This window comes from Aeromonas sp. SER, from assembly GCF_038739615.1.
In the GTDB taxonomy this organism is placed as follows: Bacteria; Pseudomonadota; Gammaproteobacteria; order Enterobacterales; family Aeromonadaceae; genus Aeromonas; species Aeromonas jandaei.
In genome coordinates this window covers 347,555-369,506 of sequence record NZ_JBCGFC010000001.1, presented here as the reverse complement: position 1 = coordinate 369,506, position 21,952 = coordinate 347,555, and the positions used below count along the sequence as shown (strand labels likewise).

At 61.5% G+C, this 21,952-nt stretch carries 17 protein-coding genes; 9 read left to right on the top strand and 8 right to left on the bottom strand.

The window, feature by feature from the left end:
• Positions 1–55: 55 nt before the first annotated feature.
• The 3 genes from AAHA41_RS01790 to AAHA41_RS01780 all read left to right on the top strand — a co-directional run bounded on the left by AAHA41_RS01790 (position 56) and on the right by AAHA41_RS01780 (position 2,845).
• Complete coding sequence (locus tag AAHA41_RS01790; RefSeq protein WP_323069631.1) at positions 56–637, top strand: helix-turn-helix domain-containing protein; 582 nt, start codon at positions 56–58, stop codon at positions 635–637.
• Between the two features lie 71 nt (positions 638–708).
• Positions 709–1,587: an alpha/beta fold hydrolase gene (locus tag AAHA41_RS01785; RefSeq protein ID WP_323069628.1), complete on the top strand. Its 879-nt coding sequence runs from the start codon at positions 709–711 to the stop codon at positions 1,585–1,587.
• A 112-nt stretch (positions 1,588–1,699) separates the two neighbouring features.
• Complete coding sequence (locus AAHA41_RS01780; RefSeq protein WP_323069626.1) at positions 1,700–2,845, top strand: patatin-like phospholipase family protein; 1,146 nt, start codon at positions 1,700–1,702, stop codon at positions 2,843–2,845.
• A 6-nt stretch (positions 2,846–2,851) separates the two neighbouring features.
• Here AAHA41_RS01780 and AAHA41_RS01775 read toward each other — a convergent pair whose 3' ends face one another.
• Complete coding sequence (locus AAHA41_RS01775) at positions 2,852–4,804, bottom strand: monovalent cation:proton antiporter family protein (protein ID WP_165791375.1); 1,953 nt, start codon at positions 4,802–4,804, stop codon at positions 2,852–2,854.
• 120 nt (positions 4,805–4,924) lie between these two features.
• Between AAHA41_RS01775 and AAHA41_RS01770 the strand changes: the two genes are divergently transcribed.
• Entirely contained in the window at positions 4,925–5,827 is a 903-nt protein-coding gene (locus AAHA41_RS01770) for a GGDEF domain-containing protein (RefSeq protein ID WP_033115791.1), read from the top strand.
• 54 nt (positions 5,828–5,881) lie between these two features.
• On the opposite strand, the gene tilS is transcribed toward AAHA41_RS01770, so the two are convergent.
• A complete protein-coding gene (gene tilS / locus AAHA41_RS01765; protein ID WP_323069625.1) occupies positions 5,882–7,240 on the bottom strand; it encodes a tRNA lysidine(34) synthetase TilS in 1,359 nt (452 codons plus the stop codon).
• 221 nt (positions 7,241–7,461) lie between these two features.
• Here tilS and AAHA41_RS01760 point away from each other — a divergent pair, with 221 nt between their 5' ends.
• The 3 genes from AAHA41_RS01760 (at position 7,462) to AAHA41_RS01750 (ending at position 10,710) form a co-directional block, all read left to right on the top strand.
• Complete coding sequence (locus AAHA41_RS01760; RefSeq protein WP_323069623.1) at positions 7,462–9,495, top strand: M13-type metalloendopeptidase; 2,034 nt, start codon at positions 7,462–7,464, stop codon at positions 9,493–9,495.
• A gap of 50 nt (positions 9,496–9,545) precedes the next feature.
• Complete coding sequence (locus AAHA41_RS01755; RefSeq protein WP_323069620.1) at positions 9,546–10,217, top strand: hypothetical protein; 672 nt, start codon at positions 9,546–9,548, stop codon at positions 10,215–10,217.
• Between the two features lie 61 nt (positions 10,218–10,278).
• On the top strand, positions 10,279–10,710 hold the full coding sequence (locus AAHA41_RS01750) for a PliI family lysozyme inhibitor of I-type lysozyme (RefSeq protein WP_156852321.1): 432 nt from the start codon (positions 10,279–10,281) through the stop codon (positions 10,708–10,710).
• Positions 10,711–10,790: 80 nt separating this feature from the next.
• Here the strand turns inward: AAHA41_RS01750 and pdxY are convergent, their stop codons facing one another.
• The 5 genes from pdxY to cadC form a co-directional block, all read right to left on the bottom strand.
• Positions 10,791–11,654: a pyridoxal kinase PdxY gene (pdxY, locus tag AAHA41_RS01745; protein ID WP_042032874.1), complete on the bottom strand. Its 864-nt coding sequence runs from the start codon at positions 11,652–11,654 to the stop codon at positions 10,791–10,793.
• A 71-nt stretch (positions 11,655–11,725) separates the two neighbouring features.
• Entirely contained in the window at positions 11,726–13,858 is a 2,133-nt protein-coding gene (locus AAHA41_RS01740; protein WP_043849356.1) for a lysine decarboxylase CadA, read from the bottom strand.
• Positions 13,859–13,935: 77 nt separating this feature from the next.
• A complete protein-coding gene (gene cadB, locus AAHA41_RS01735; RefSeq protein ID WP_041208134.1) occupies positions 13,936–15,270 on the bottom strand; it encodes a cadaverine/lysine antiporter in 1,335 nt (444 codons plus the stop codon).
• 143 nt (positions 15,271–15,413) lie between these two features.
• On the bottom strand, positions 15,414–15,668 hold the full coding sequence (locus AAHA41_RS01730) for a hypothetical protein (protein ID WP_323069618.1): 255 nt from the start codon (positions 15,666–15,668) through the stop codon (positions 15,414–15,416).
• 408 nt (positions 15,669–16,076) lie between these two features.
• Positions 16,077–17,609, bottom strand: coding sequence for a lysine decarboxylation/transport transcriptional activator CadC (cadC, locus tag AAHA41_RS01725; protein ID WP_323069616.1), 1,533 nt, complete (start codon positions 17,607–17,609; stop codon positions 16,077–16,079).
• A gap of 628 nt (positions 17,610–18,237) precedes the next feature.
• Here cadC and AAHA41_RS01720 point away from each other — a divergent pair.
• Positions 18,238–19,998, top strand: a complete 1,761-nt coding sequence (locus tag AAHA41_RS01720) for an ABC-F family ATP-binding cassette domain-containing protein (RefSeq protein ID WP_323069615.1) — start codon at positions 18,238–18,240, stop codon at positions 19,996–19,998.
• Positions 19,999–20,066: 68 nt separating this feature from the next.
• Positions 20,067–20,603: a GNAT family N-acetyltransferase gene (locus tag AAHA41_RS01715; protein WP_323069612.1), complete on the top strand. Its 537-nt coding sequence runs from the start codon at positions 20,067–20,069 to the stop codon at positions 20,601–20,603.
• A 42-nt stretch (positions 20,604–20,645) separates the two neighbouring features.
• On the opposite strand, the gene yjeH is transcribed toward AAHA41_RS01715, so the two are convergent.
• Positions 20,646–21,923 carry an L-methionine/branched-chain amino acid transporter gene (gene yjeH, locus AAHA41_RS01710; protein ID WP_323069609.1) on the bottom strand — a complete coding sequence of 426 codons (1,278 nt, stop codon included), beginning with the start codon at positions 21,921–21,923 and terminating at the stop codon, positions 20,646–20,648.
• Between the last annotated feature and the right edge of the window lie 29 nt (positions 21,924–21,952).

Genomic DNA, 21,952 nt, shown 5'->3' with positions numbered 1-21,952 from the left:
CTCGACAAATAGCACGATCGTACTTTATGCTGCCACCAGCCATGAGGAGATCGTGATGAGCAAGGGGCGCCTGACCCGGGAAAACATTTTGCAAACAGCCTTCGAGCAGGCGAGCCAGCAAGGGCTGGAGAGCCTGACCATCGGCTCGCTGGCCAATGCCTGCGAGATGTCGAAAAGCGGCCTGTTCGCCCACTTCCACTCTCGCGACAATCTGCAGATCGCCGTGCTGGAGTACGCCGCCGAGGTGTTTCGGACGCGGGTGATCCAGCCGGTGCGCCAGCAGGAACATCAGAACCAGCACGACAAGCTGCTCGCCCTGCTGCAAGCCTGGCTGGCCTGGAACCAGAGCTTTGCCGGTCGCTGCATGTTTCTTGATGCCTGGACTTCGGCGCAGGAGGGCGAGGTGCAGCAGGCCGCCCGCCAGCTGGTGCGCTTCTGGCTCGACTATCTGGCTCGTCAGGTCGCACAGGGACAGCTGGAGGGAGAGTGGCGCGAGGGGATGGATCCCTGGCGTGCCGTCTACCGCCTCTATGGCCTCTATCTGGCGGATCAGGTGTTCAACGCCCTCAATCTGTGTCAGGATCCAGCCCGCCACTTCTGGCCCGAAGTGGAAGATCTGCTCGCCAGCTGGCGCTGATCTCCTGGCAATCCTTTTTTAAAACCGACAAAAAAGCACGACCGTTCGCACATAAAAACGACAGGATGACCATGAGCAGCAAGATCTACTTCAACACCCGCCGCTTCAGCCCGAGCAAATGGCTGCTGGGGATCGGCACCCGATTGCACCATACCCTGGCCCCCGGCCATGCCAAGCGCACCGCCAGCAAGTTGCTGCTGACCCCCCAGCGCAACCAGCGGGACAACGCAGCGCCAGCCGGTCTGGTCAAGCAGGCCGTCCATACCAGCGAAGGGACGCTGATGAGCTACCGGCTCGGTCAGGGGCCGCTCTGGCTGCTGATGCACGGCTGGTCAGGCAGTGCCAGCCAGTTCTACCCGCTGATGAGCCATATCGCCGCACAGGGTTTTACGGCAATAGCCTACGATCACCCGGCCCACGGCCACAGCGCCGGCCATACCGGCCACCTGCCTCGCTTCGTGCGCGCCTTCGACGAGTTGACCGCCCGGCTGGCAACGGAAGTGGGCCCTGTCCATGGGGTTATCGCCCACAGCATGGGGGGCGCCGTCACTCTCTCCAGCCGCCAGCAGGATCTTGACGGCCTGCCGCTGCTGCTCATCTCGCCGGTGCTCGACTATGTGCCCCAGCTATACGGCATGGTGGCACGCTCCGGCTACTCCATCCGGCTGTTCGATGCGGTGGTCAAGGAGATTGAGCAGGAGTATCAGCACCCCTTGAGCACGGTCGATCCACTGGGTCGCCTTGCCAGCCGCAGCGGCGAGGCCATCATAGTGCACGATGAAGAGGACAGATTCGCCCCCCATAGCGACTCCCTGCGGGCCAGCCAGGATGGGCATACCCGGCTGGTGAGCACCCGGGGTCTGGGCCACGGTCGCATTCTTGCCAGTGCGCCGGTATTCGCCGCCTTCGATCAGCTGGCACGACCGGAAAATCCTCTCCTGGCCCTTTGACCGGGGGTCATGAAAAAAACGGGCAAGCGCCCGTTTTTATATTTGATACAGCGCCTTATAGTTAATTTGTCAGTGGGAGCATCCTTGTCAGAACACTATAAGGCGCCAGCATATGGCCAGACCCAATACAGCGTTGTTGCTCACCGGAGGCGGAGCGCGCGCCGCCTATCAGGTCGGCGCCCTCAAAGCCGTGGCGGAGCTCTATCCGCGCAATCTCGGCATCCCCTTTCCCATTCTGTGCGGCACCTCGGCCGGGGCCATCAACGTCACCGCACTCGCCTGCTACGCCTCCAGCTTTCATCTGGGGGTGCGCAAGCTGGAGTGGGTCTGGCGCCGCTTCGAAACCCACCACATCTTCGATTTTCACCCGGGGCGCCTGCTGTGGCGACTGATGTACGAAGGCTCGGCCGGCCTCATCAATCCCGACACCAACCACGCCTTTCATCTGTTCGACAACGCGCCGCTGCGCCGCCTGCTGGATCAGCTCATCGACTATCACCGCATCGATGACAATATCCTCTACGGCAGTCTGGAGGCGCTCGCCATCACGGCATCCGATTACGACGACGGCCTCTCCACCACCTTCTTTCAGGGGCGAACCGACCACCATCCCTGGGAGCGAGCCAGACGGCGCGGGGTGCGCACCCTGCTCACCTCGGATCATCTGCTCGCCTCCTCAGCGCTCCCCTTTGTCTTTCCGGCGACCCATATCGGCGACAAGTTCTACGGCGACGGCTCCATCCATCAGCTGAGCCCGCTCAGTCCTGCCATCCATCTGGGGGCGGAGCGGATCCTGCTGATCACGCTCGATCCACCGGCGCACTCGGCACCCACTCACCACCATGGCCACCTCACCAGCTCCAATATCGCCAGCCATCTGCTCGATACCGTCTTTACCGACACCCTCAACTCCGATCTGGAGCGGCTGTGGCGCATCAACCAGACTCTGGATCTTATTCCGGAGCGGGAGCGCAATCGCCTCAAACTGAAGCGGGTGGAGACCTGCGTGCTCAAGCCAAGCGAAGACCTCGATGCCATCGCGCTGGCCTATCTGCGCAAGCTGCCGGTGCAGTTGCGCCGCCTGTTGCGCGTGTTGGGGGTGAAGGGGGATGAGACCAGCAGTCTGGCCAGCTTTTTGATGTTTTATCCGGGCTACTGCCAGCAGCTGATCAAGCTGGGCTATCGGGACACCCTGAGGGAGCAGGCCCGGGTGATCGACTTTCTCGGCATCGAGCCTCAGCCGAGGGAGAGAGAGTAAACCTTCTCAGCGCCCCTCCAGCAGGCGCTGCTCCGCCTGCTCGATGGCGACTGCGGTACCAAACAGGATCAGCCGATCACCTGCCTGCAGGGTCAGCTCATCCCGAGGCTCCAGCATCTGATCGCCACGCTGAACCTCCTTGATCCTCACCTCATCCAGCGGCAGCTCCCGCACTTCGCGCCCTACAGCCCACGCCTGATCATGCAGCATCAATGGGTGGAGGCGCTCCAGCAGCTGATCAGCTTCCAGATTGTTGGCGCTCTGATCCCCCCAGTAGAAGCCGTGCAGAAAGCGATACTGGCTGCTGCGCTCATGCTCCATGCGCCGGATCACCCGCCCGAGGGGAATATCGCAATTGACCAGCAGATGGGAGACCAGCATCAGGGCCCCCTCCTGGGATTCCGGGATCACCTCAAACGCCCCCGCCTGCTTGTACTGCTCGAGAAAGCTGTCATCCCGGGTGCGTACCAGCACCTTGAGCTCCCCCGCCAGCTCGCGGATCAACGCCAGCATCGCCTCCACCCGCTTGCGATCGTCGAAGGTGATGATCACCAGCCGGGCCCGCAACAGACCGGCCGCCAGCAGGATGTCGCGCCGGCTGGCATCGCCAAAGGCCACCTGCTCCCCTGCCTGCTTTGCTTCGCTCACCCGCTCGGGGTCAAGGTCGAGCGCCAGAAACGGGATCTCCTCGAGCTTGAGAAAACGGGCGCAGGTCTGCCCCGCCCGGCCAAACCCGGCGATGATGACGTGCTGGCTCTTGCTGAGCCCCGACTGGGCGACTTCGGAGCGGGTCAACAGCGCCGGGTCGGTCAGACTGCGTGCCAGCGAGTGGGCCTGAGTAACCAGCCAGGGGGTCATGGCAATGGAGATGATGCCGATGCCGATCAGCCGGGAGACCAGTTGCGGATCCAGCAGGCCGTGGTGGAGTGCCAACGCCAGCAGCACAAAGCCGAACTCCCCCACCTGACTCAACATGATGCCAGCCGCCATGCTGTCGCGCTTGCGCTCCCCCATCAGTCGGCCAGCCAGCAACACCAGCAGGGATTTGCAGAGCACCAGCACCACCACGCAGAGCAACACCTGCCACCATGCCTGTGCCACCAGTACCCAGTCCATGTTCATCCCGATGGTGATGAAAAAGAGCCCCATCAGCACATCGCGAAAGGGCTTGATGTCCACCTCAAGCTGATGGCGATAGTGGGACTCCCCCAGCATCATGCCGGCCAGAAAGGCCCCCAACGCCATCGAAAGACCGAGCGAATAGGTCATGAAAGCGGCCAGCAGTGCCACCAGCAGGGCGCTCAGCACGAACAGTTCATCGGAGCGGGCCCGCGCCACCTCGTGAAACAGCAGCGGCAACAGCCACTTGCCCACCGCCAGCAGGCTCAACAGGGCGAAGAGCCCCTTGAGAATTGCCCAGGCGATCTCGGCAGCCAGCGCGCTGCCCTGCACCTGTGGCTCGGCCAGAATGGGGATCATCACCAGCAGGGGCACCACCGCCAGATCCTGAAACAGCAGCACACTCACCCCCAACTGGGCACGACGGGTGTGGAGCTGCTTCTGCTCACCCAGCTGCTTGATCACCACCGCCGTCGAGGAGAGCGCCAGCGTGCCCCCCACCACCAGCGCCTGCGCCAGACTCAGCCCCAGATGCCAGCCAAACCAGAAGAAGAGCAGTGAGGTGAGCAGCACCTGCAAGCCGCCTACTCCCAACACCAGATAGCGCATCGCCAGCAGCTTGGGGAGGGAGAACTCCAGCCCCAGCGAGAACATCAGAAAGACGATCCCGAGCTCTGCGATGGTCTGCATGATCGACTGGCCGGTGATCACCGCCAGCCCGTGCGGGCCCAGGAGTACGCCGGCAATCAGGTAGGCGAGGATCACCGGCAAGCCGAAGCGTCGGAAAATTGCCACCAGCAGGACGGCGGCGAAGAGCAGGATCAGCAGGTCTGTGTACAAATTTTCCCCTCCTTTTTATCAACTTAAGTCTAGTCAGCCGATCCTTGGCTCAGGAAACATATATTGGGCATGCCAATTGCAGGTGAAGGGGAGCAGTCAAGTGGTTACAGGTGGAAGACCATGGAAAACAGATCGTCACTCAATGGCTTTAGCCATGGCATCGAGCAGTGGGTTCGCCAGATGGAGCGGCTCACGCCCTTGCCCAGCGTAGAACGCAATCAGTTGCTGGAGCAGTTGCTGGGGCAGCACGAGCTCGGCGGCCTGCTGACAACTTTTGCCGATCGAGCGGCAAAAATTGTCAGGATCCATAGTCTCTATATGGACGGTAGCCACCCCCATGTACTGATCCAGCACCCGCCGATGGCCACCCTCAACCTGCACAGCTACCTGTTCGAGCTGCGCGGCCAGCATGAGCAGCTGCTCGGCCAACTCCACTACGAGCTGGAACACCCGCTCAGCGGCAGCCAGCAGCGTGTGCTGCTGCAGTACCATCAGCTGCTCAGCCTGTTGCTGCCCCTCTACATGCGGTTGGAGAAACTGGATCAGCAGGTGCGCCTCGATCACCTGACCGGCCTTGGCAACCGCTCCTATTTTGACGAAGCCATTGGCCGCGCCATCGAGCAGCACAGCCGCGAGCCCCATGGTCTGGTGCTGGTGTTGCTGGATCTCGACCGCTTCAAGCAGATCAACGACACCTGGGGCCACCCGGTCGGGGATCTGGTACTGAGCCGCTTCGCCCAGCTGCTCAAGGGGTGCATCCGCAGTACGGATCAGGCCTTCCGGCTCGGGGGGGATGAGTTCGCCCTGCTGTTGCAACCGGCCGAACCCGAGGCGTGGCGTCCGGTCTGGCTGCGCCTGCAGCACATGCTGATGACCAACAAGGAGCTCAGCACCTTCTCGGTCGGTTGCAGTCTGGGGGCCGCCAGCTGGCAATCAGGCGTCAGTGTACAAGCTCTTTACGAGGCGGCAGACAGCCACCTCTACGCCCGCAAAAAAGCCGGCAAAGCCGGCCTCGCGGAATAACCGGGTACTCTTCTTTGCTCCGGCACATGCAGTCATGTGACCGGAGCCCTTTTTTTACTCAGGTTCCTGCTCAGGCAACAGCAACCCCTCTTGCGTTGGCAACCATTGATATGAAAGCCCCTCCTGCTCTGCCATAAATCCGTCGCAGACAAAGAGTCCGACCACAGCAGCTACCTGCTCGCCATAGTAGAGGATAGGGATCCGCCCCCGCTGCCACGAAGGAACGCCGTACTCCTGCAGCAGCTTCTTCAAGCGGCGGCTGCCACCACGTCCCACCGGCTTCAGCATGGCGCCCGGCACCACGCCAAAGCGCACCGACAGAGGCTCCTCTGGTCGGGGCAAACGCAGCCCCCCCTCTCCCGCTTTCTCCATACGTACCACCAGTTCACCCAATCCATCCGGCAGGGTAAGCGGCTCGCCCGGCGTCAACGGCAACACCTGATGGCAAGGTTGCAGATCCGGGGCTACCAGATAGAGGCGCTCCTGAAAACGGCGGCAACTCAGGCCGCCCCAGTTGAGCTGCGGATTGGCATCGGGCCGCGCCAGCGCTACCTCCTGCCACAGCCGGGCAAGCTGCTCGCGCGATGGCATCTCCCCCCCCTGACGGCGGATCCAGTAGCGCAGCAGGTTGTTGCGCCGGGTCGGCGAGAGTGCATGCAGCGGGCCTATATGGAGTGCCTCCCCCTCGCCGGCCAGCTGCCAGTCGCTCTCGGCCAGCTCGTCCAGCAGCGCCTCCTGCTCGGCGCACAGCGCCATGCTGCGGACGGCGGTGCGGGCAATGGCAGGCCAGCGCGCCTTGAGCCGGGGGATAAGCTGCTGGCGCAGAAAATTGCGGTCATAACTCACATCCTGATTGCTCTCATCCTCGACCCAACCATAAGGCAGGGTGGCGGCAACTTCGGCCAGCTCGGCCCGGCTGATATCGAGCAGCGGCCGCAGCAGCAGACCGCCAGCAAAGGGCTGGCTTGGCAAGATGCCGGCCAGACCGCGCAGACCGGCGCCGCGCTTGAGGGCCAGCAGCAGGGTCTCCAGCTGATCATCCTGATGGTGGGCAGTGAGCAGCCACTCCCCCTCCGTCATGTGCACCATCAGCCGCTGGTAGCGGGCGGTGCGTGCCTGCGCTTCCAGACTCTCGCCATTGCCGCGGGCAAGGGTTACCCGCTCGACAATGAGCGGCACCGCCAGCTGCTGGCAGACCGACTCGCAGTGAGCCACCCACTCATCGGCATGGGCGCTGAGACCGTGGTGCACGTGCAGCGCCCGAAGCGGCAAGCCGTACTCACGGGCAAACTGCGCCGCCAGCGCCAGCAGCAGGGTGGAGTCGAGGCCACCGCTGAAGGCCACCAGCAGGCGAGTGGAACCTTCCGGTTCTGGCAGAGTCTGACAAAAGCGAGAATAAAGATGAGAAATCATAGGCTTCCCCAAAACGGATCGGCCGATCTTAGCAGAGTCGCGGCTGGCAAGCTGCACTGTGGCGACTCGGGGCTCGTTCGGGATTATTCATCCTGACGACGCCGCTTGCGCCGGCACGGCAACCCACCCTAGAGTAGGGCTCGCCTGTGCAGACCCGAAAGTCACCAGTTCAGAAGAGGCGCAGGCAGGGAAGCAAACAACCCGATGTGGAATCAGATCCCATGAACAACAAGAAAAGCATTCTGGCCGGCCTTATCGGGCTGGCCCTGTTGGCTGGTTGCAGCCAGGCGCCCGAGAGCGCGCCGAAACACTCCGGACTGGCGCTGGCCAATATGGATACCCGGGTCAAACCCGGCGATGACTTCTTCCGCTACGTCAACGGCAAGTGGCTCGCCACCGCCAAGATCCCCGACGATCGCCCCGCCGACGGCGCCTTCTACATGTTGCGAGACAAATCCCTCGCCGATGTGCGGGTGCTGGTCGAGGGGCTGGCCAAGCAGGAGGCTGCCACCGGTACGCCGACCCAGCAGATCCGCGATCTCTACGCCAGTTATCTGGACCAAGCGGGCCGTGATGCCAAGGGGCTCACCCCGCTGGCACCGGCGCTGGCCGACATCGACCGGATCGGTGATCAGGCCGCACTGGCCCGCGCCTTTGCCCAATCAGGCCGCATGGGCGGCGGCGCACCGTTCGGTATCTGGATCGATGCCGACGCCAAGGCGCCGGATCGCTATGCGGTCTACCTCTATCAGGGCGGACTTGGGCTGCCGGATCGCGACTACTACCTCAAGCAGGATCCCGACAGTCAGGCGCTGCGCCAGAAGTACCAGCAACATATCGCCGCCATGCTGAACCGCCTCGGTGAGTCTGATCCGAGCGGCAAGGCCAAGCGGATTCTCGCCCTCGAAACCCGGCTCGCCACCATCCAGTGGGACAACGTCGCGCTGCGGGATCGGGAGAAGAACTACAACAAGCGCCCCGCCAGCGAGCTGGCACGCCTTGCCCCTCAGCTCGACTGGCAAGCCTATCTCGATGCGGCCGGCATTGCCGCCCAGCCGGAGCTCGTCATCGGTCAGCCGACCTATCTGAGCGCGCTGGATCAGGTGATGGCCCAGACCCCCATTGCCGACTGGCAGGCCTACCTCAAGTGGCAACTGCTGACCGACTACGCCCCCTATCTCGACAGCGAGACCGATCGGGCCAACTTCGCCTTCTACGGCACCACGTTGAGCGGCACGCCCAAACAGCGCGCCAGCTGGGAGCGTGGACTGGGGGTGCTGAACGATCATCTGGGTGAAGCGGTTGGCCAGCTCTATGTGGCCCGCTACTTCCCGCCTGCGGCCAAGGAGCGGATGGAGCAGCTGGTGGAGAACCTGCGCACCGCCTACCGCCAGAGCATTGAAGAGCTGGACTGGATGTCGCCGGAGACCAAGACCCAGGCGCTCGAGAAGCTGGCCAAGTTCCGACCCAAGATCGGCTATCCGGACAAGTGGAAGGATTACAGCGCCATCGCCATCAAACCGGACGATCTGGTGGGCAACCTGCAGCGCTCGCAAGCCTTCGAATATGCCGACAATCTGACTCGCCTCGGCAAGCCGGTCGATCGGGACGAGTGGCACATGTCGCCGCAGACGGTGAACGCCTACTACAACCCGAGCAACAACGAGATCGTCTTCCCGGCGGCCATTTTGCAGCCCCCCTTCTTCGACATGACAGCGGATGACGCAGTCAACTACGGCGCCATCGGCGGGGTGATCGGCCACGAGATGGGCCACGGTTTTGATGATCAGGGGGCCAAATCCGACGGTGACGGCATGATGCGCGACTGGTGGACACCGCAGGATCTCAAGGAGTTCCGCTTCCGCACCAGCCGGCTGGTGGCCCAGTACAACCGCTTCGAGCCCATCAACGGCCAGTTCGTCAACGGCCAGTTCACCCTGGGCGAGAACATCGGCGATCTGGGCGGCCTCACCATAGCCCACAAGGCCTACGAGCTGTCACTGGATGGCAAGGAGGCGCCGGTGCTGGATGGCTTCACCGGCGAGCAGCGCTTCTTCCTCGGCTGGGCGCAGGTGTGGAAAGGGATGTATCGTCCCGAACTGATGCAGATGTTGCTGCGCTCCGACCCCCACTCGCCGCCCGAGTACCGGGTCAACGGCGTGGTGCCGAACATTCCCGCCTTCTACGAGGCATTCAACATCCAGCCGGGGGACAAGCTCTATCTGCCGCCCCAGAAACGGGTGAAGATCTGGTAATGATAAAAAAGCAGGGCCCAATCATGGGCCCTGATACAAAAGAGAAAAATATGAACAAGACTCTTCTGGCTCTGGGACTTCTTTCCCTATGTGCGAGTGCTACTGAAGCTTGGGCCAGTACCATAAAACAGCGAGAGTGCTATCCCTCACAGGATCTTCGTATTTGTCTGTATCAGGATTCTCGCGTTGCATCGGATCCAAATGCGGGTTTTTATTCTGAAGCAGAAGGCCCTTGGGAACCACCTCTGGTCAACGCAGAAATACGCATTTTTGGCAAAAACAATGAACAACTTGCTCGATTGAAAGTATTTCGTTTAGCAAAAATCAGTCCTACCAAGTTGATAGATCAAACAAAACCAGTTTTTCTTCTGGATGAAGATCGCTCTATGGGAGCCGGAGGATTTAATGGTGTGGAATCACGACCTTTTACTGCATCACCCAAAGGCATCCATTTTTTACCGCTAAAAGGATCTGATATAAACAAAACATGGACACTTTTATCAGCACTCAGGGCTAATTGGCGCGAAGTTCCCTCCGGTTTTTTGGTAGTAAGTTCTTTCCCAGATATCCCTAAACAAGGTGAGTGGGATGGCGAGTCGACCAAAACCACATTTAGCAGACTAACTCTCGACAAAGGCATATTTACTATTTCAAGTAGAAGCGAACCCATATATTGGGAAAGTGAAAGTGATTTTCCAGAAGAACAGTTGTTTCCAAAGTAGTGAACTCAAGAAACAAATGAATACCTTTCCTCCAAATAGCCAACACATGACAGGAGCTGCCATGAAGCGAGCATTATTATTTCTTTTGGTTATTGGTACATCAGTTCAAGCCGAAGAGGGATTTAGCAAACAGCTGACACTCCCCTCCGGTCAGGTGATCACGGTGGCTGAAGGACGTGGCGAACCCGCCTCCATCGGCAGCTACGATGTGCGCCTCTACTCCGGCGCCAATCCCCAGTTCCCGCTGGATCAGTTCATCGACGGCAAGGTGCTACCGCGCGATGGCTCCATCAAGGAGCTGAAATTGCTGGATCTCAACGGTGACAAGCAGCCCGAGCTGGTGGTCATCATGGAGAGCGCCGGCAGCGGCAGCTACCTGAGTGCCGACGCCTTTACCATCAGTGCGCAGGAGGGGCTCGACACCTTCAACCATGTCGAGGGACTCGGCCCCAAGGAGGATGTGATCGAGGCGCTCAAGGATCCCAAGGATTAAGGCGCGACTACCCACATCCTTCAGAAATAGAAAAAGCCCTGACCAGCAGGGCTTTTTTGTATCCAGAATCGGCGACGCTGCTACTCAAGGCGAGTGGCACGGGTACGCACCAGCGGCAACGCCATTTCGTGCTGGGCCGCCACCAGTTGCAGCTCGTAGGCCCCCGTCAGCCAGGTGCGAGCCAGCACTGCATCGACACTGGCGTTGGTCCGCTCGAACGCCACCACCGGAGTGAAACCGGCCAGCAGATTGGCAAGCATGGTGGCGCTTAGCAGATCCCCGACTCCGATGGGATGGCGAGCAAAGGGGTAGAGCGGGCGCGAGAGGTGAAATGCCCCCTCCTCGCACACCAGCAACATCTCGAAGCGGTCCATGGCAAAGCCGGCCTTGCCCAGATGTTTCACCAGCACCATCTTGACCCCCTGCTCGCGCAGCTGCTGGCACGCCGCCAGCGCCTGAGAGACATTGCCGATGTCGCGACCGGTCAGCTGCTCCAGCTCCAGCAGGTTGGGGGCCAGCAGGTCGGCACGGGGCAAGGCTCGCTCCCGGAAAAAGTCGGTGACGCCGGGCGCCACTATGCACCCCTTGTCCGGGTGACCCATCACGGGATCGCAGAAGTAGAGGGCACCAGGATTGCACGCCTTGAGCCGGGCCACCGCCGCCAGGATCTCCTCCCCCTGCTCGGCCGAGCCGAGATAGCCGCTGAGCAGCGCATCGCACCGGGCCAGCACGCCGATCTCCGCCAGCCCATCCACCAGCTGGGCGATATGACCTGCCGGCATCACCATCCCCTGCCACCCCTCACTGTACTGGGTGTGGTTGGAGAACTGCACCGTGTTCATCGGCCACACTTCGATGCCAAGGCGACGCATGGGAAAGACGGCGGCACTGTTGCCGGCACAGCCAAAGACCACATGGGATTGAATGGAGAGCACTCGCTTCATGATGACTCACGCAAGAAAAGAGAAATTCCGGAGGGAAAAACGGGCCTTGCGGCCCGTTGTTGTCACTGTGATTAACGCAGCACCTTGACGGTGTAGCTGCCATCGGCCTGACGATAGAGGCCGTGGATGTCGGTCTCGAAGCCCGGGTAGTGGGCGCCGATCTCGCACAGCATCTCGAGGAACTCGAGCACTGGCAGAGAATCCTGGGTCACCATCTCGCCCGGCAGAACCAGCGGTACTCCCGGCGGGTACGGCAGGATCATGTTGGCGCTGATGCGGTCAACCATGTCACGCAGCGGCACTTCCACCACGTTGCCGGCCAGCTCTTGCTGCCATGCGGCGTGCGGAGTCATCTTCATCTCCGGCAGTACGTCGAACGCCTTGAACATCAGCTCCGGCAGACGGTACTTGCTGGTCAGCTCGTGAATGCGTTGCGCCAGCTCCTGGATACGCATCCCTTCGTAGAAGCTCGGGTCTTCACGATAGAGGCTCGGCAGGATGCTCTTGATGGTCAGGTTCAGATCGTAACCACGCTTGAACTCGGTCAGGGCGCGCAGCAGCTGCATCGCCTTGGACTGATCGATACCGATGGAGAAGAGGAACAGCATGTTGTAGGGGCCGGTCTTCTCGACCACGATGCCGCGCTCGTCCAGGAACTTGGAGACCAGAGAGGCAGGGATGCCCTTCTCCAGCAGCTGGCCGTCACGGCCCATACCCGGAGTCAGCAGAGTGACCTTGATCGGATCCAGGTACATGTGGTTGTCATCGATGTCCTTGAAGCCGTGCCAGTCATCTTTCGGATCCAGCTTCCAGCACTCGACGGTGTCGATGTTGTCCGGCTGCCATACGTCGAAGAACCAGCCTTCGCTCTGATCCCGCAGACGCTTGATCTCTTTGCGGAAGGAGATGGCGCGATCGATGGAGTCCTTGATCAGACGCTTGCCGGTGTTGCCACGCATCATGGCAGCAGAGATCTCGGTAGAGGCCACGATGCCGTACTGCGGCGAGGTGGAGGTGTGCATCATGAAGGCTTCGTTGAAGGTCTCTTCCTCCACGTCACCCTTGATGTGGATCATCGAGGCCTGGGAGAAGGCCGCCAGCAGCTTGTGGGTGGACTGGGTTTCGTAGAACACCTTGCCCGGCATCGCTTCACCGCTCATGCCGCACTTGCCTTCATAGATCGGGCTGAAGTTGGTGTAAGGCACCCAGGCACTGTCGAAGTGGATGTAAGGAGTATCCAGACTCTCCTTGATGAAGCCGGTGTTGTAGAGCAGGCCATCATAGGTGGAGTTGGTGACGACGGCGTAACGGGGAGCCTGGGCACCCGGTGTCGCGGCAACCTTGGCAGCGATGGTCTCGCGGCTGAATTCGCTCTGCGGGATACCACCCAGAATGCCGTAGGCGTTGCGGGTCGGACGGAAATAGATCGGCGTCACGTCGTTCATCATCATCAGGTGAGTGAGCGACTTGTGGCAGTTGCGGTCAACCAGCACGGTGCTGCCGGCCGGCGCGGAGTACATGCCGACGATCTTGTTGGCAGTGGAGGTACCGTTGGTAACGATGTAGGAGCGATCGGCGTTGAAGGTACGGGCGATGTACTCTTCGGCTTCCTTGTGCGGACCTGAGTGATCCAGCAGGGAGCCCAGCTCCGGCATGGAGATGGAGACGTCGGCCTTGAACGCGTTCGGGCCATAGAAGTCATAGAAGATGCTGCCGGCCGGGCTCATCTGGAAGGCGGTACCGCCCATGTGACCCGGAGTACAGAAGGTGTATTTACCCTCTTCCACGTACTTGAACAGTGCCTTGGTGAACGGCGGCAGGATGGCGTCCTGATACTCCTGAGTAGCCTGACCCATCTTGAGGGCGATGTCGTCAGCCATGCCGAGACGGTACTCGAAGAAGTGCACGTTCAGACGCAGGTCGGTCAGGTGAATATCCAGGGTGGACTGGTCGTTGGCAAAGGCGAAGATCGGCAGCTTCTCGTTGCGATCGTGGATCTCCTTGCACAGACCCAGAGAGTATTTGTCCCAGTCGAAGATGGCGCCGCAAACGCGGGGGTTCTTCTCAATCAGTTTCAGCAGGTCGGCGACGTCGACCGGATAAACAACCTCGAAACCCTTGCGCTCGAGGGAGGCTTGCAGCTGGCGAATGGGCTCTTCTTTAAAGAAAACGCCGAGGTGGTTGAGGATGGCAATGATATTCATCGTAATGCTCCACACGTAAAGGGGCGCTCTCCATCAGGGATGGTGAGTGAAGAGTGCTCGGAAGATAAAAGGGGAAATCAGTTGCTGGGTTGTTCGTTCAGCAGGGCATCGTGCTGACGCAGACCCAGTTTTTTGGCGTAGAACATCAGGATGATGAGCGACACCACGAAGGTAGCTGTGAGGTTGGAACCCTTGGCACCCATCAGGGCTACCAGACAGAAGACGCAGGCCACACCGGAGAAGATCATGGCGCCGATGCTGCGGGAGGTCATGCCTTCAAAGCGGATCAGGTTAATGCTGGAGTAGAAGTAGGGCAGCATGGTCAGCAACACCGCATCTGTGGTCAGCACGTTGAAGAGATCGGCAGCGTGGGCAGACTGGGAGGTGAAAGCGGTCAGGCCAATCATCAGGGCAGTCATCTTCAGGGAGCCCAGGATCAGACCCTTCTTGGCCACGCCGTTCTTGTCCACTTCACCGTAGATTTTCGGGAAGTTGCCGTCGTTGGCGGCACGCTTGCCCGCCTCGCCCACCAGCATCATCCAGGAACCGAGCGAGGTGAAGCAGGCCAGGGCGGTGAAGGCAGAGACGAAGGGGGCAGACCAGCTACCGAAGATGGCAGAAGAGGCCATGGCAAACGGGGCGCCGGAAGCAGCCACTTCACCGGCCGGGAACATGCCGCTGATCACCTGGGTAGAGAGGATGTAGATAACACCAGCGATACCGGTACCCAGCATGGTGGCGAGCGGTACGGTACGCTTGGGATTCTTCACCATGCCGGAAGAGACGGCGGCAGATTCAACACCGACGAAGGACCAGAGGCAGATCAGCACGGCGCTGATGACCGCATGCAGGTCGCTGCCACTGGTGGTGTTCCAGTTCTGGCTGTAAACGGCACTGTCAAAGTGAGTCCAGCCCACCAGAGCGGTACCCACCACCGGCAGCAGGATCAGTACCAGACCCAGAGTACAGAGTCGGCTCACCCAGCTACCGCCAAGCAGGTTGACGAAGGTGAAGATCCAGACGGCGGCGATGGTGGCTGCAGCGGCCGGGATCGGGCTGTTGAGAATGGGGAAGAAGACGGAGAGGTAGGAGACGCCGGTAATGGCGATGGCCAGGTTACCGATCCAGTTGGCGTGGTAATAGAGCACACCGGTCTGGAAACCGAAAACCGGAGAGATCTCACCGGCGTAGGCAATGGGGCCACCCTCTTGCGGGTTCTTGGTAGCGAGGCGGGCGAAAACGAAGGCGAGGCCCATGGCACCTACCAGACAGATAGCCCAGCTGAATACAGAAATGGAACCTATGTTGGCCAGTGCCGAAGGCAGCAGTGCGATACCGCTCCCCATCATGTTGCCGGCCACTACACCTGTACAGGCGATAAGGCCGATCTTCTTGCTCGTATCTAGGGACATAAGATCTCCGGGTCTTTAAAAAGGTCGGGTCGTCACATACACAGTTGGCACAACGTCCGGCCAACGAATGGGCACAGACTAGGCCTCTCGTCCCCGAAAAACATAAGGAGCAGCTAACGGATAAAAATATGAGGCAACTTTTTTCACCCTCCTCGCCAACTCGATAAAAAACCTTTAAAAACAGCAAATTGATGATGGCTCGCCGAGCTTTCTTGATAAAACCTTGATATCCGGCAGCCCGGTTTTTTCGCCTTGATAACCCCTTTATCTCGCCGTCTTGATATTTTCCCCGCGATAACCCCGGGATAAAGGGGCTCGCACAGAACCTTCCCGCTCTCGCCCACCCTGCCCATCTCATCAACCCGGCCAATCCCATCGCCGTAAGCGCCATCTGCCATGGAATTTACCCTCCCCCTGAATGGCAACAGCTCTGCCTATCCGGGGTCATCGGCTCGCTCAATTCGCTGTTGGCAACCAGTGCAGCGCCAAGGCCACACACGCCAAATGACGTAATCGGAAGAAATTCGCTCCGGCTGGACATAGCTGAAGGAATGCGGGAATGCGGGAATGCGGGAATGCGGGAATGCGGGAAATGGATGATACGAAGAAACGACAAAAGCAAGCGGTATGCCCGGCACGGTTAGCCGGAAGCTCACCCGGGGTAGCTCACCACGATATGGTGTGCAGAGCTCCTCTTTTCAGGAGTAGCAAGCCTGATGAAAGGCGGCCAGAAACGGCTCAGGCCACCCGAAGGTGGCCTGAGCGAAGGGCCGGATGTCATGCCGGCAGCAACAAAGGGCGCGGAATTAGAAGAGCTTCACCTTGCTCTGACCCAGTGCATCGAACAGCGCCGGGGTGAGGGTCTCCATATTGCTGTAGAAACCGAGCTGCTGGCAGAGCAGATAGGTCTGCTCGGTCGCCTCCATCAGGAAGGCCTGACTGTAGGCATCACCGGCCTCTTCCGGACGGCCATCCAGCTCCGCCAGCTTGCCCTGCAGTATGTAATAGAGCACCGAGCGGCCGCGTTTTGCCGCCTGATCCAGCAGATAGTTGGCCTGCTGCTGCTCGCTGTTGAGCACCGCCTGCAGCGCCAGCGCCTCCCACACCCGGGATGGCAGGGCGCCGCCATTTTGCACCACGCGGGCGAGATGGGTTCCCACCTCCTGCAGTCGCTCGCTCTCGGATTGCCCCGCCAGGGTGGCCAGCACCTCACCGGCCAGATAGCGCTCCGCCAGCAGCAGCGGCTGATCAGGCTGGAGCGCCAGCGCCTCCTCCAGCAACTCGATACCGCGCTTGAGGGCGACCGGATCCCGGCTGTTGGTGTAGTAGTGAGCCTCCATCATCGCCATCAGGGAGGCATCATCGGTGGGCCACCCCATCCCCGGCTCGGCATCCGGCTGGTCGAGGGCACGCAGCAGATCCTGACTGCTCTCTTGCAGCACGCCGTGCACGTTGTGGCGGCTCAGCTGGTACTGGTGGCTGAACAGCACCCGGTTGGTGTTGATATTGCGGTACTCCAGATCGAGGTAGGTGCCGCGCGGCTGGCGCGAGACCCGCACGCTCAGCTCCTTGCCGGGCATGATGCCTCCCATCAGGGTGGTGGCGCCATACTGCACCCGCAGTGGCGTCGCCGCCGCCACCTCGGCCATCAGGGCACGAGTGATGCCGTCGGCAAGGCGGACGTTCTCGTTGTTGTCATCCATGCCGGAGTGGAAACGGAACACCAGCAGGTTGGGATCCAGCATGGAGTGCACCTGCGGCGCCGTGTGCTGGTAACTGAGCAGGCTGACGATGGCAACCAGAATGACGGCCACGAAGATATCGAAACTCACCATCTTCCAGCGGCTGCGGGCATCCTTGGCATGGTTGGAGATGGCGCGGGTCAGGGGCCCGGCGGGAAAAGGGGCCACATTGGCGAGCGGCTCATCCTCAGCGGGAGGGCTGAGATCGGAGAGGGTCGGATTAAGATGGGAATTGGCAGAGGAGACCGCATGCTCCTCGGCAGCAACCAGCTCCTGCTGCGGCCGTACCGGCGCCACCAGCTTGTAGCCACGCTTGGGCACGGTAACGATATAGTCGGTCGCGTCGGTGCGACCATCTTTGAGGATCTTGCGCAGTTCGAAGATGGACTGGGTCACTACCTGATCGGTCACCTCGGCACCGTCCCACACCTCGTTGATCAGGGCATCGCGACCAAACACGGTACCGGCATTGCGGGCCAGAAACCGCAACAGGTTGACCAGCCGGGGTTCGAGGTAGACCTCGCGGTCGGGACGGCAGAGCGTGTTGTCGTCAACGCTCAGGGTCCAGTCATGGATCTCAAAAACCGATTCGCTCATGATTCACTCGCAGCAGATGGAGACAATGCTCGATGAGAGTGACGCAGGACCCGGGCTGACTGAACGGAACGAAGCGCTGTCACGCAAGGGCGACAGAGAAGAAGAGAACCGAAGCAGTAATCTCTGTGAGCCAGTCTGACCAGGCCATCCTGTTGACGTCTGAAGGGCATCCTTGCGGGCATTCCGGGCTGAGCCGGAAAAGAGTCACTTTAAGCAAAACGAGAGCCGGATCCCACTTTTTTTGCCGACAAATCACCGATGAGTTGATCCAACAGGGGGTTTGGGGCCAGGGATAAGAGAATAGCGGGCCCATATGGACAACCTCTCCATAGCTCCTTCCACAACGATGATGAATTGTTGAACTGGATCCGGCTCTCTTCTTATAATCGCCGCACCGTGCCATAACGAAACACAAGGAGGTAAAACATGGTTATCCAAGCGTGCCCGATCATTTCGGCCCGCCTGTTCGGCACATTTGCCTGCTCTTGCCTGCATACCATCGCGCTGCGATAGCGGGTTCGAGCAAAGCCGACTCCCCTCCATACCGAGACCTTTCTCGACTCTGCCGTTGTCGCCAGCGCTCCTGATGACAGGGATTTCCGATCCCGCGATTTAAGAGAGCAAGAGCATGACAACCCTGATGAGTACCCATTCCCTGCAGATCAGTGCGGGGCACCTTCCGTTATTTGACAATCTCGAACTCGGCATCCGCGCAGGTGACAGGCTCGGCCTGATTGGCGCCAACGGTTGCGGCAAGAGCACCCTGCTGGCGCTGCTGGCGGGCGAGCGCACGCCTCAAGCCGGCCGTGTCGTGCAGGCCGCAGCCTGCCGCTGCGAGTTCGTGGCCCAGCAACTGCCCGCCGGGCTCTCTACCCTCAGCACCCGCGCCGTGCTGTTTGACGTGCTGGGCAACGACCCCGCCGCCGAATGGCAGGTGGACAAGATGCTGACCGAGTTGCAGCTGGAGGCTCAGGCCACGCTGCCGGTCAGTGCACTCAGCGGCGGCCAGCACAGCCGACTGCAGATAGGCCGTGCCCTGCTGCGCCAACCCAATCTGCTGCTGCTCGATGAGCCCAGCAACCATCTGGATCTGCCCGCCCTGCTCTGGCTCGAGCAGTTTCTGCTGGGCTGGCGCGGCGCCTTCGTGCTGGTCTCCCACGATGGCCGCCTGCTGGATCGGGTCACCGAGCAGACCCTGATCCTGCGCGATGGCGAGCTGCACCGCTTCGCCCTACCCTGCAGCGAGGCGCGAGCGGCGCTGGCCGCCGAGGATGAGCAGGCCCTCCTGCACCGGGCTGACGAGCAAAAAGAGATAGACCGCCTGAGCGCCAGCAGCAAACGCCTCGCCATCTGGGGGCGAGAGCATGACAACGAGAAGCTGGTGCGTCAGGCCAAATCCATGGAGAAGCGCATCGCCCGCCTGCAGGAGGAGCAGAGCCAAGTGGCAGCGCTGGCCCCCTGGCGGCTCGAGCTGCGCGGAGTGAGCCTGCCTGCCGACACGCTGCTTCGACTGGAGACCCTCGACGTATCGCCAGCGCCAGCATTGCCGCCGCTGCTGCGCGCCGAAGGGCTCTGGCTGCGGGCAGGAGACAAGGTCGCGCTGCTCGGAGCCAACGGCACCGGCAAGTCCTCCCTGCTTCGCCAGTGCTGGCGCGAACTGGCAGCGCAGAGCCCGCAGGCGGGCTGGTACTGCCACCCCGGCGCCAGCATCGCCTATTACGATCAGTCGCTGCAGCAGCTGGCTGACGACGCCACCCTGAGCGATGCCCTCTACCCGCTGGCTCCTCTGCCGGAGACGACCCGGCGTCAGGCGCTGATCCGGGCGGGCTTCCCCTATGCCCGTCACGGCCAGCAGGTACGTACCTTGAGCGGGGGCGAGCGGGCACGGCTGCTGTTTCTCGCCCTGTCCCTCGGCAGCCACCACATGCTCTGGCTCGACGAGCCCACCAACCACCTGGATCTGGCAGGCAAGGAGGAGCTGGCCGAGGCGATTGCAGCCTTCCCGGGGGGCGTGCTGCTGGTCTCCCACGATCGGGAGCTGATCGAGCGCAGCTGCAACCGCTTCTGGCTGATCAGGGAAGGGCAGATCCGGGAGGCCCACAGCGCCGAGCGGGCCTATGCCGAGCTGCTCGGCGATGCGCCCTTGCTGGCAACAGACAAGGCAAGCAGGGCCCTCCCCGCAACGGCGCAGGCACTGACCGCCCCCGCCATGAGGCAGACCTCAGTTGGCCCGGCGGATGACGAAGAGGCGCTGCTGGCACGCTGGTATGAACTCGATGCCCTGCTCGCCGCCGACCTGGCCCGCAAGCCCAGACACCAGACTCCGCGCCTGCAGCAGCAGTGGCAGAGCGAGCTGACGCACCTTGCCGAGCGGCTCGGCTTTGTCTGATGCCAGCATCATCCATCCATTACTACTCAACTCACGCGGCCAACCCGGGTTGGTCGCAAGGAGTCATCATGACATCAACACAACCCGACATCAGACTGGACCCCGTCACCGATGCCGACCTGCCCCACATCTTCCGCGGTCTGTCGGATCCGCGGGTCGTTGCCTACTACGGCGTCAGCTACGACAGCCTGACGGCGTGCCAGGCCCAGATGACGTGGTATGCAGAGTTGACCCGTACCGGCAGTGGCGCCTGGCACCTCATTCGTGACCGGCACACGGGCGAACCACTCGGCGCCATCGGCTACAACGATGCCGACCCGACTCACCAGCGAGCCGAGCTGGGCTACTGGCTCTATCCCGAGCATTGGGGCAAGGGGGTGATGAGCGCGGCGCTGCAACAGTGGCTGCCGCTCACTTACCGCACTACCGACCTGCACCGGCTGCTGGCGGTGGTGGAGGAGCCCAACTTCTCCTCCGCCCGTCTGCTGGAACGGGCCGGTTTTCACTACGAGGGCACGGCGCGGGAGTGCGAACGCAAGGGGGATGGCTTCATCTCCCTGCGCCACTACGCCATCTTGCGCAGCGACCTGCCCGCAAGCCGCTGACAGGCAACAACAAGCCCCGCACTGCGGGGCTTTTTTCGGGGGCTACTTGATTGCGCAAATATCGTCAGAGGTCAGCAGCCGACGTCTGCGCCGCCACAGGGAGAAGCAGCCGTAGCCAAGACTGAGCACCACCGCATAGAGCACCTGAGTGGCGAGCGCCACCAGCACCAGAGTACAGAGCAGCACACTCACCCCCGCCAGCCCCTTGCCCACCCCGCCGAGCAGGCGCCAGCCCGCCGCCATGCAGAGCAGGTAGACCAGCACGAAGTTGCCGTTGGCATAGCGGATCAGCTCATCGAGCGGCAGTCGCAGCCAGATGATCAGGGTGATGCAGAGCAGACAGATGGCGAGTACCAGAGTAAGCGCCCGCAACGGCGCGCCGCGGGCGGTGAGTACGGCCAGCGAGGGGGGCAACTTGCCTTCGCGCGCCATGCTCCAGATCAGCCGGGCAAAGCCCTGAATGTAGATATTGATGCTGGCAAAGCAGGAGAGGTAGCCGAGCACCGCCACCAACCACTTGGCGGTGGGGCCGAATAGCAGCGCCAGCAGGGAAGGGATAGCGGTAGCGTTTTTCGCCTCATCGCCGTAGAGGCCGTACTTGAGCACCACCAGCGAGTGGATCCAGTAGATAAGCCCCGCCAGCAGCACCCCGCCGAGCAGGGCGATGGGGTAATCCCGCTCCGGCCGCTTGAACTCCTCCCCCATATGGGCGAAGGCTTCCAGCCCGACGAAACACCAGAACATCACCGCCAGCGCGGTGGCCATGGCGGGCCACTCGTCCGCGCTCGGCAAGGGCCGGGCCGCATCGCGCCAGCTCACCTCCCCCTTGAACCAGATAAGCAGGGTGAGCCCCAGAATGGCGAGCGCGATCAGCAGTTGCAGATTGCCGGAGGAGCGCGCCCCGCGCAGCCCCAGCAGAAAGACCCCGAGCAGGGTGAGCAGCTGGATGGCCCAGAGGGTCCACTCCCCCATATCGAACAGGGCGTGCCAGAAACCGGCGGCAATCATCAGGGCGGCGGGCAGACCCACCGGCAGCACTGCCAGAAACAGGAAGGCGGAGAAGCGCTCGGCGCCGTTGCCAAAGGCGAGGCCGATGAGGTGCGGCGCACCGCCCGCATGGGGATAGCGGCGGCCGAGGCGGGCGAAGGTAAAGGCGATGGGCAGCACCAGCGCAATCAGCAGCAACCAAGCCCAGAGCGAGGCCCCCCCCGCCAGCGAGGCGGCGGTCGCCGGTACCACGAAGATCCCGGTACCCAGCAGCGAGGTGGCGAGCAGCCCCATCCCCTGCCAGAGCCCGAGATCCTTTTTCAACCCAGACATATCCTTTTGTCCTGACTAAAAAAACATCC

What these genes read in the sequence shown, in the direction of transcription:
- AAHA41_RS01740 (WP_043849356.1), bottom strand. Translation starts at nt 13,858, where the DNA reads ATGAATATCATTGCCATCCTCAACCACCTCGGCGTTTTCTTTAAAGAA.
- cadB (WP_041208134.1), bottom strand. Translation starts at nt 15,270, where the DNA reads ATGTCCCTAGATACGAGCAAGAAGATCGGCCTTATCGCCTGTACAGGT.
- AAHA41_RS01750 (WP_156852321.1), top strand. Translation starts at nt 10,279, where the DNA reads ATGAAGCGAGCATTATTATTTCTTTTGGTTATTGGTACATCAGTTCAA.
- AAHA41_RS01730 (WP_323069618.1), bottom strand. Translation starts at nt 15,668, where the DNA reads ATGGCAGATGGCGCTTACGGCGATGGGATTGGCCGGGTTGATGAGATG.
- AAHA41_RS01790 (WP_323069631.1), top strand. Translation starts at nt 56, where the DNA reads ATGAGCAAGGGGCGCCTGACCCGGGAAAACATTTTGCAAACAGCCTTC.
- AAHA41_RS01770 (WP_033115791.1), top strand. Translation starts at nt 4,925, where the DNA reads ATGGAAAACAGATCGTCACTCAATGGCTTTAGCCATGGCATCGAGCAG.
- yjeH (WP_323069609.1), bottom strand. Translation starts at nt 21,923, where the DNA reads ATGTCTGGGTTGAAAAAGGATCTCGGGCTCTGGCAGGGGATGGGGCTG.
- AAHA41_RS01715 (WP_323069612.1), top strand. Translation starts at nt 20,067, where the DNA reads ATGACATCAACACAACCCGACATCAGACTGGACCCCGTCACCGATGCC.
- AAHA41_RS01720 (WP_323069615.1), top strand. Translation starts at nt 18,238, where the DNA reads ATGACAACCCTGATGAGTACCCATTCCCTGCAGATCAGTGCGGGGCAC.
- AAHA41_RS01755 (WP_323069620.1), top strand. Translation starts at nt 9,546, where the DNA reads ATGAACAAGACTCTTCTGGCTCTGGGACTTCTTTCCCTATGTGCGAGT.
- AAHA41_RS01780 (WP_323069626.1), top strand. Translation starts at nt 1,700, where the DNA reads ATGGCCAGACCCAATACAGCGTTGTTGCTCACCGGAGGCGGAGCGCGC.
- AAHA41_RS01785 (WP_323069628.1), top strand. Translation starts at nt 709, where the DNA reads ATGAGCAGCAAGATCTACTTCAACACCCGCCGCTTCAGCCCGAGCAAA.
- cadC (WP_323069616.1), bottom strand. Translation starts at nt 17,609, where the DNA reads ATGAGCGAATCGGTTTTTGAGATCCATGACTGGACCCTGAGCGTTGAC.
- pdxY (WP_042032874.1), bottom strand. Translation starts at nt 11,654, where the DNA reads ATGAAGCGAGTGCTCTCCATTCAATCCCATGTGGTCTTTGGCTGTGCC.
- AAHA41_RS01760 (WP_323069623.1), top strand. Translation starts at nt 7,462, where the DNA reads ATGAACAACAAGAAAAGCATTCTGGCCGGCCTTATCGGGCTGGCCCTG.
- tilS (WP_323069625.1), bottom strand. Translation starts at nt 7,240, where the DNA reads ATGATTTCTCATCTTTATTCTCGCTTTTGTCAGACTCTGCCAGAACCG.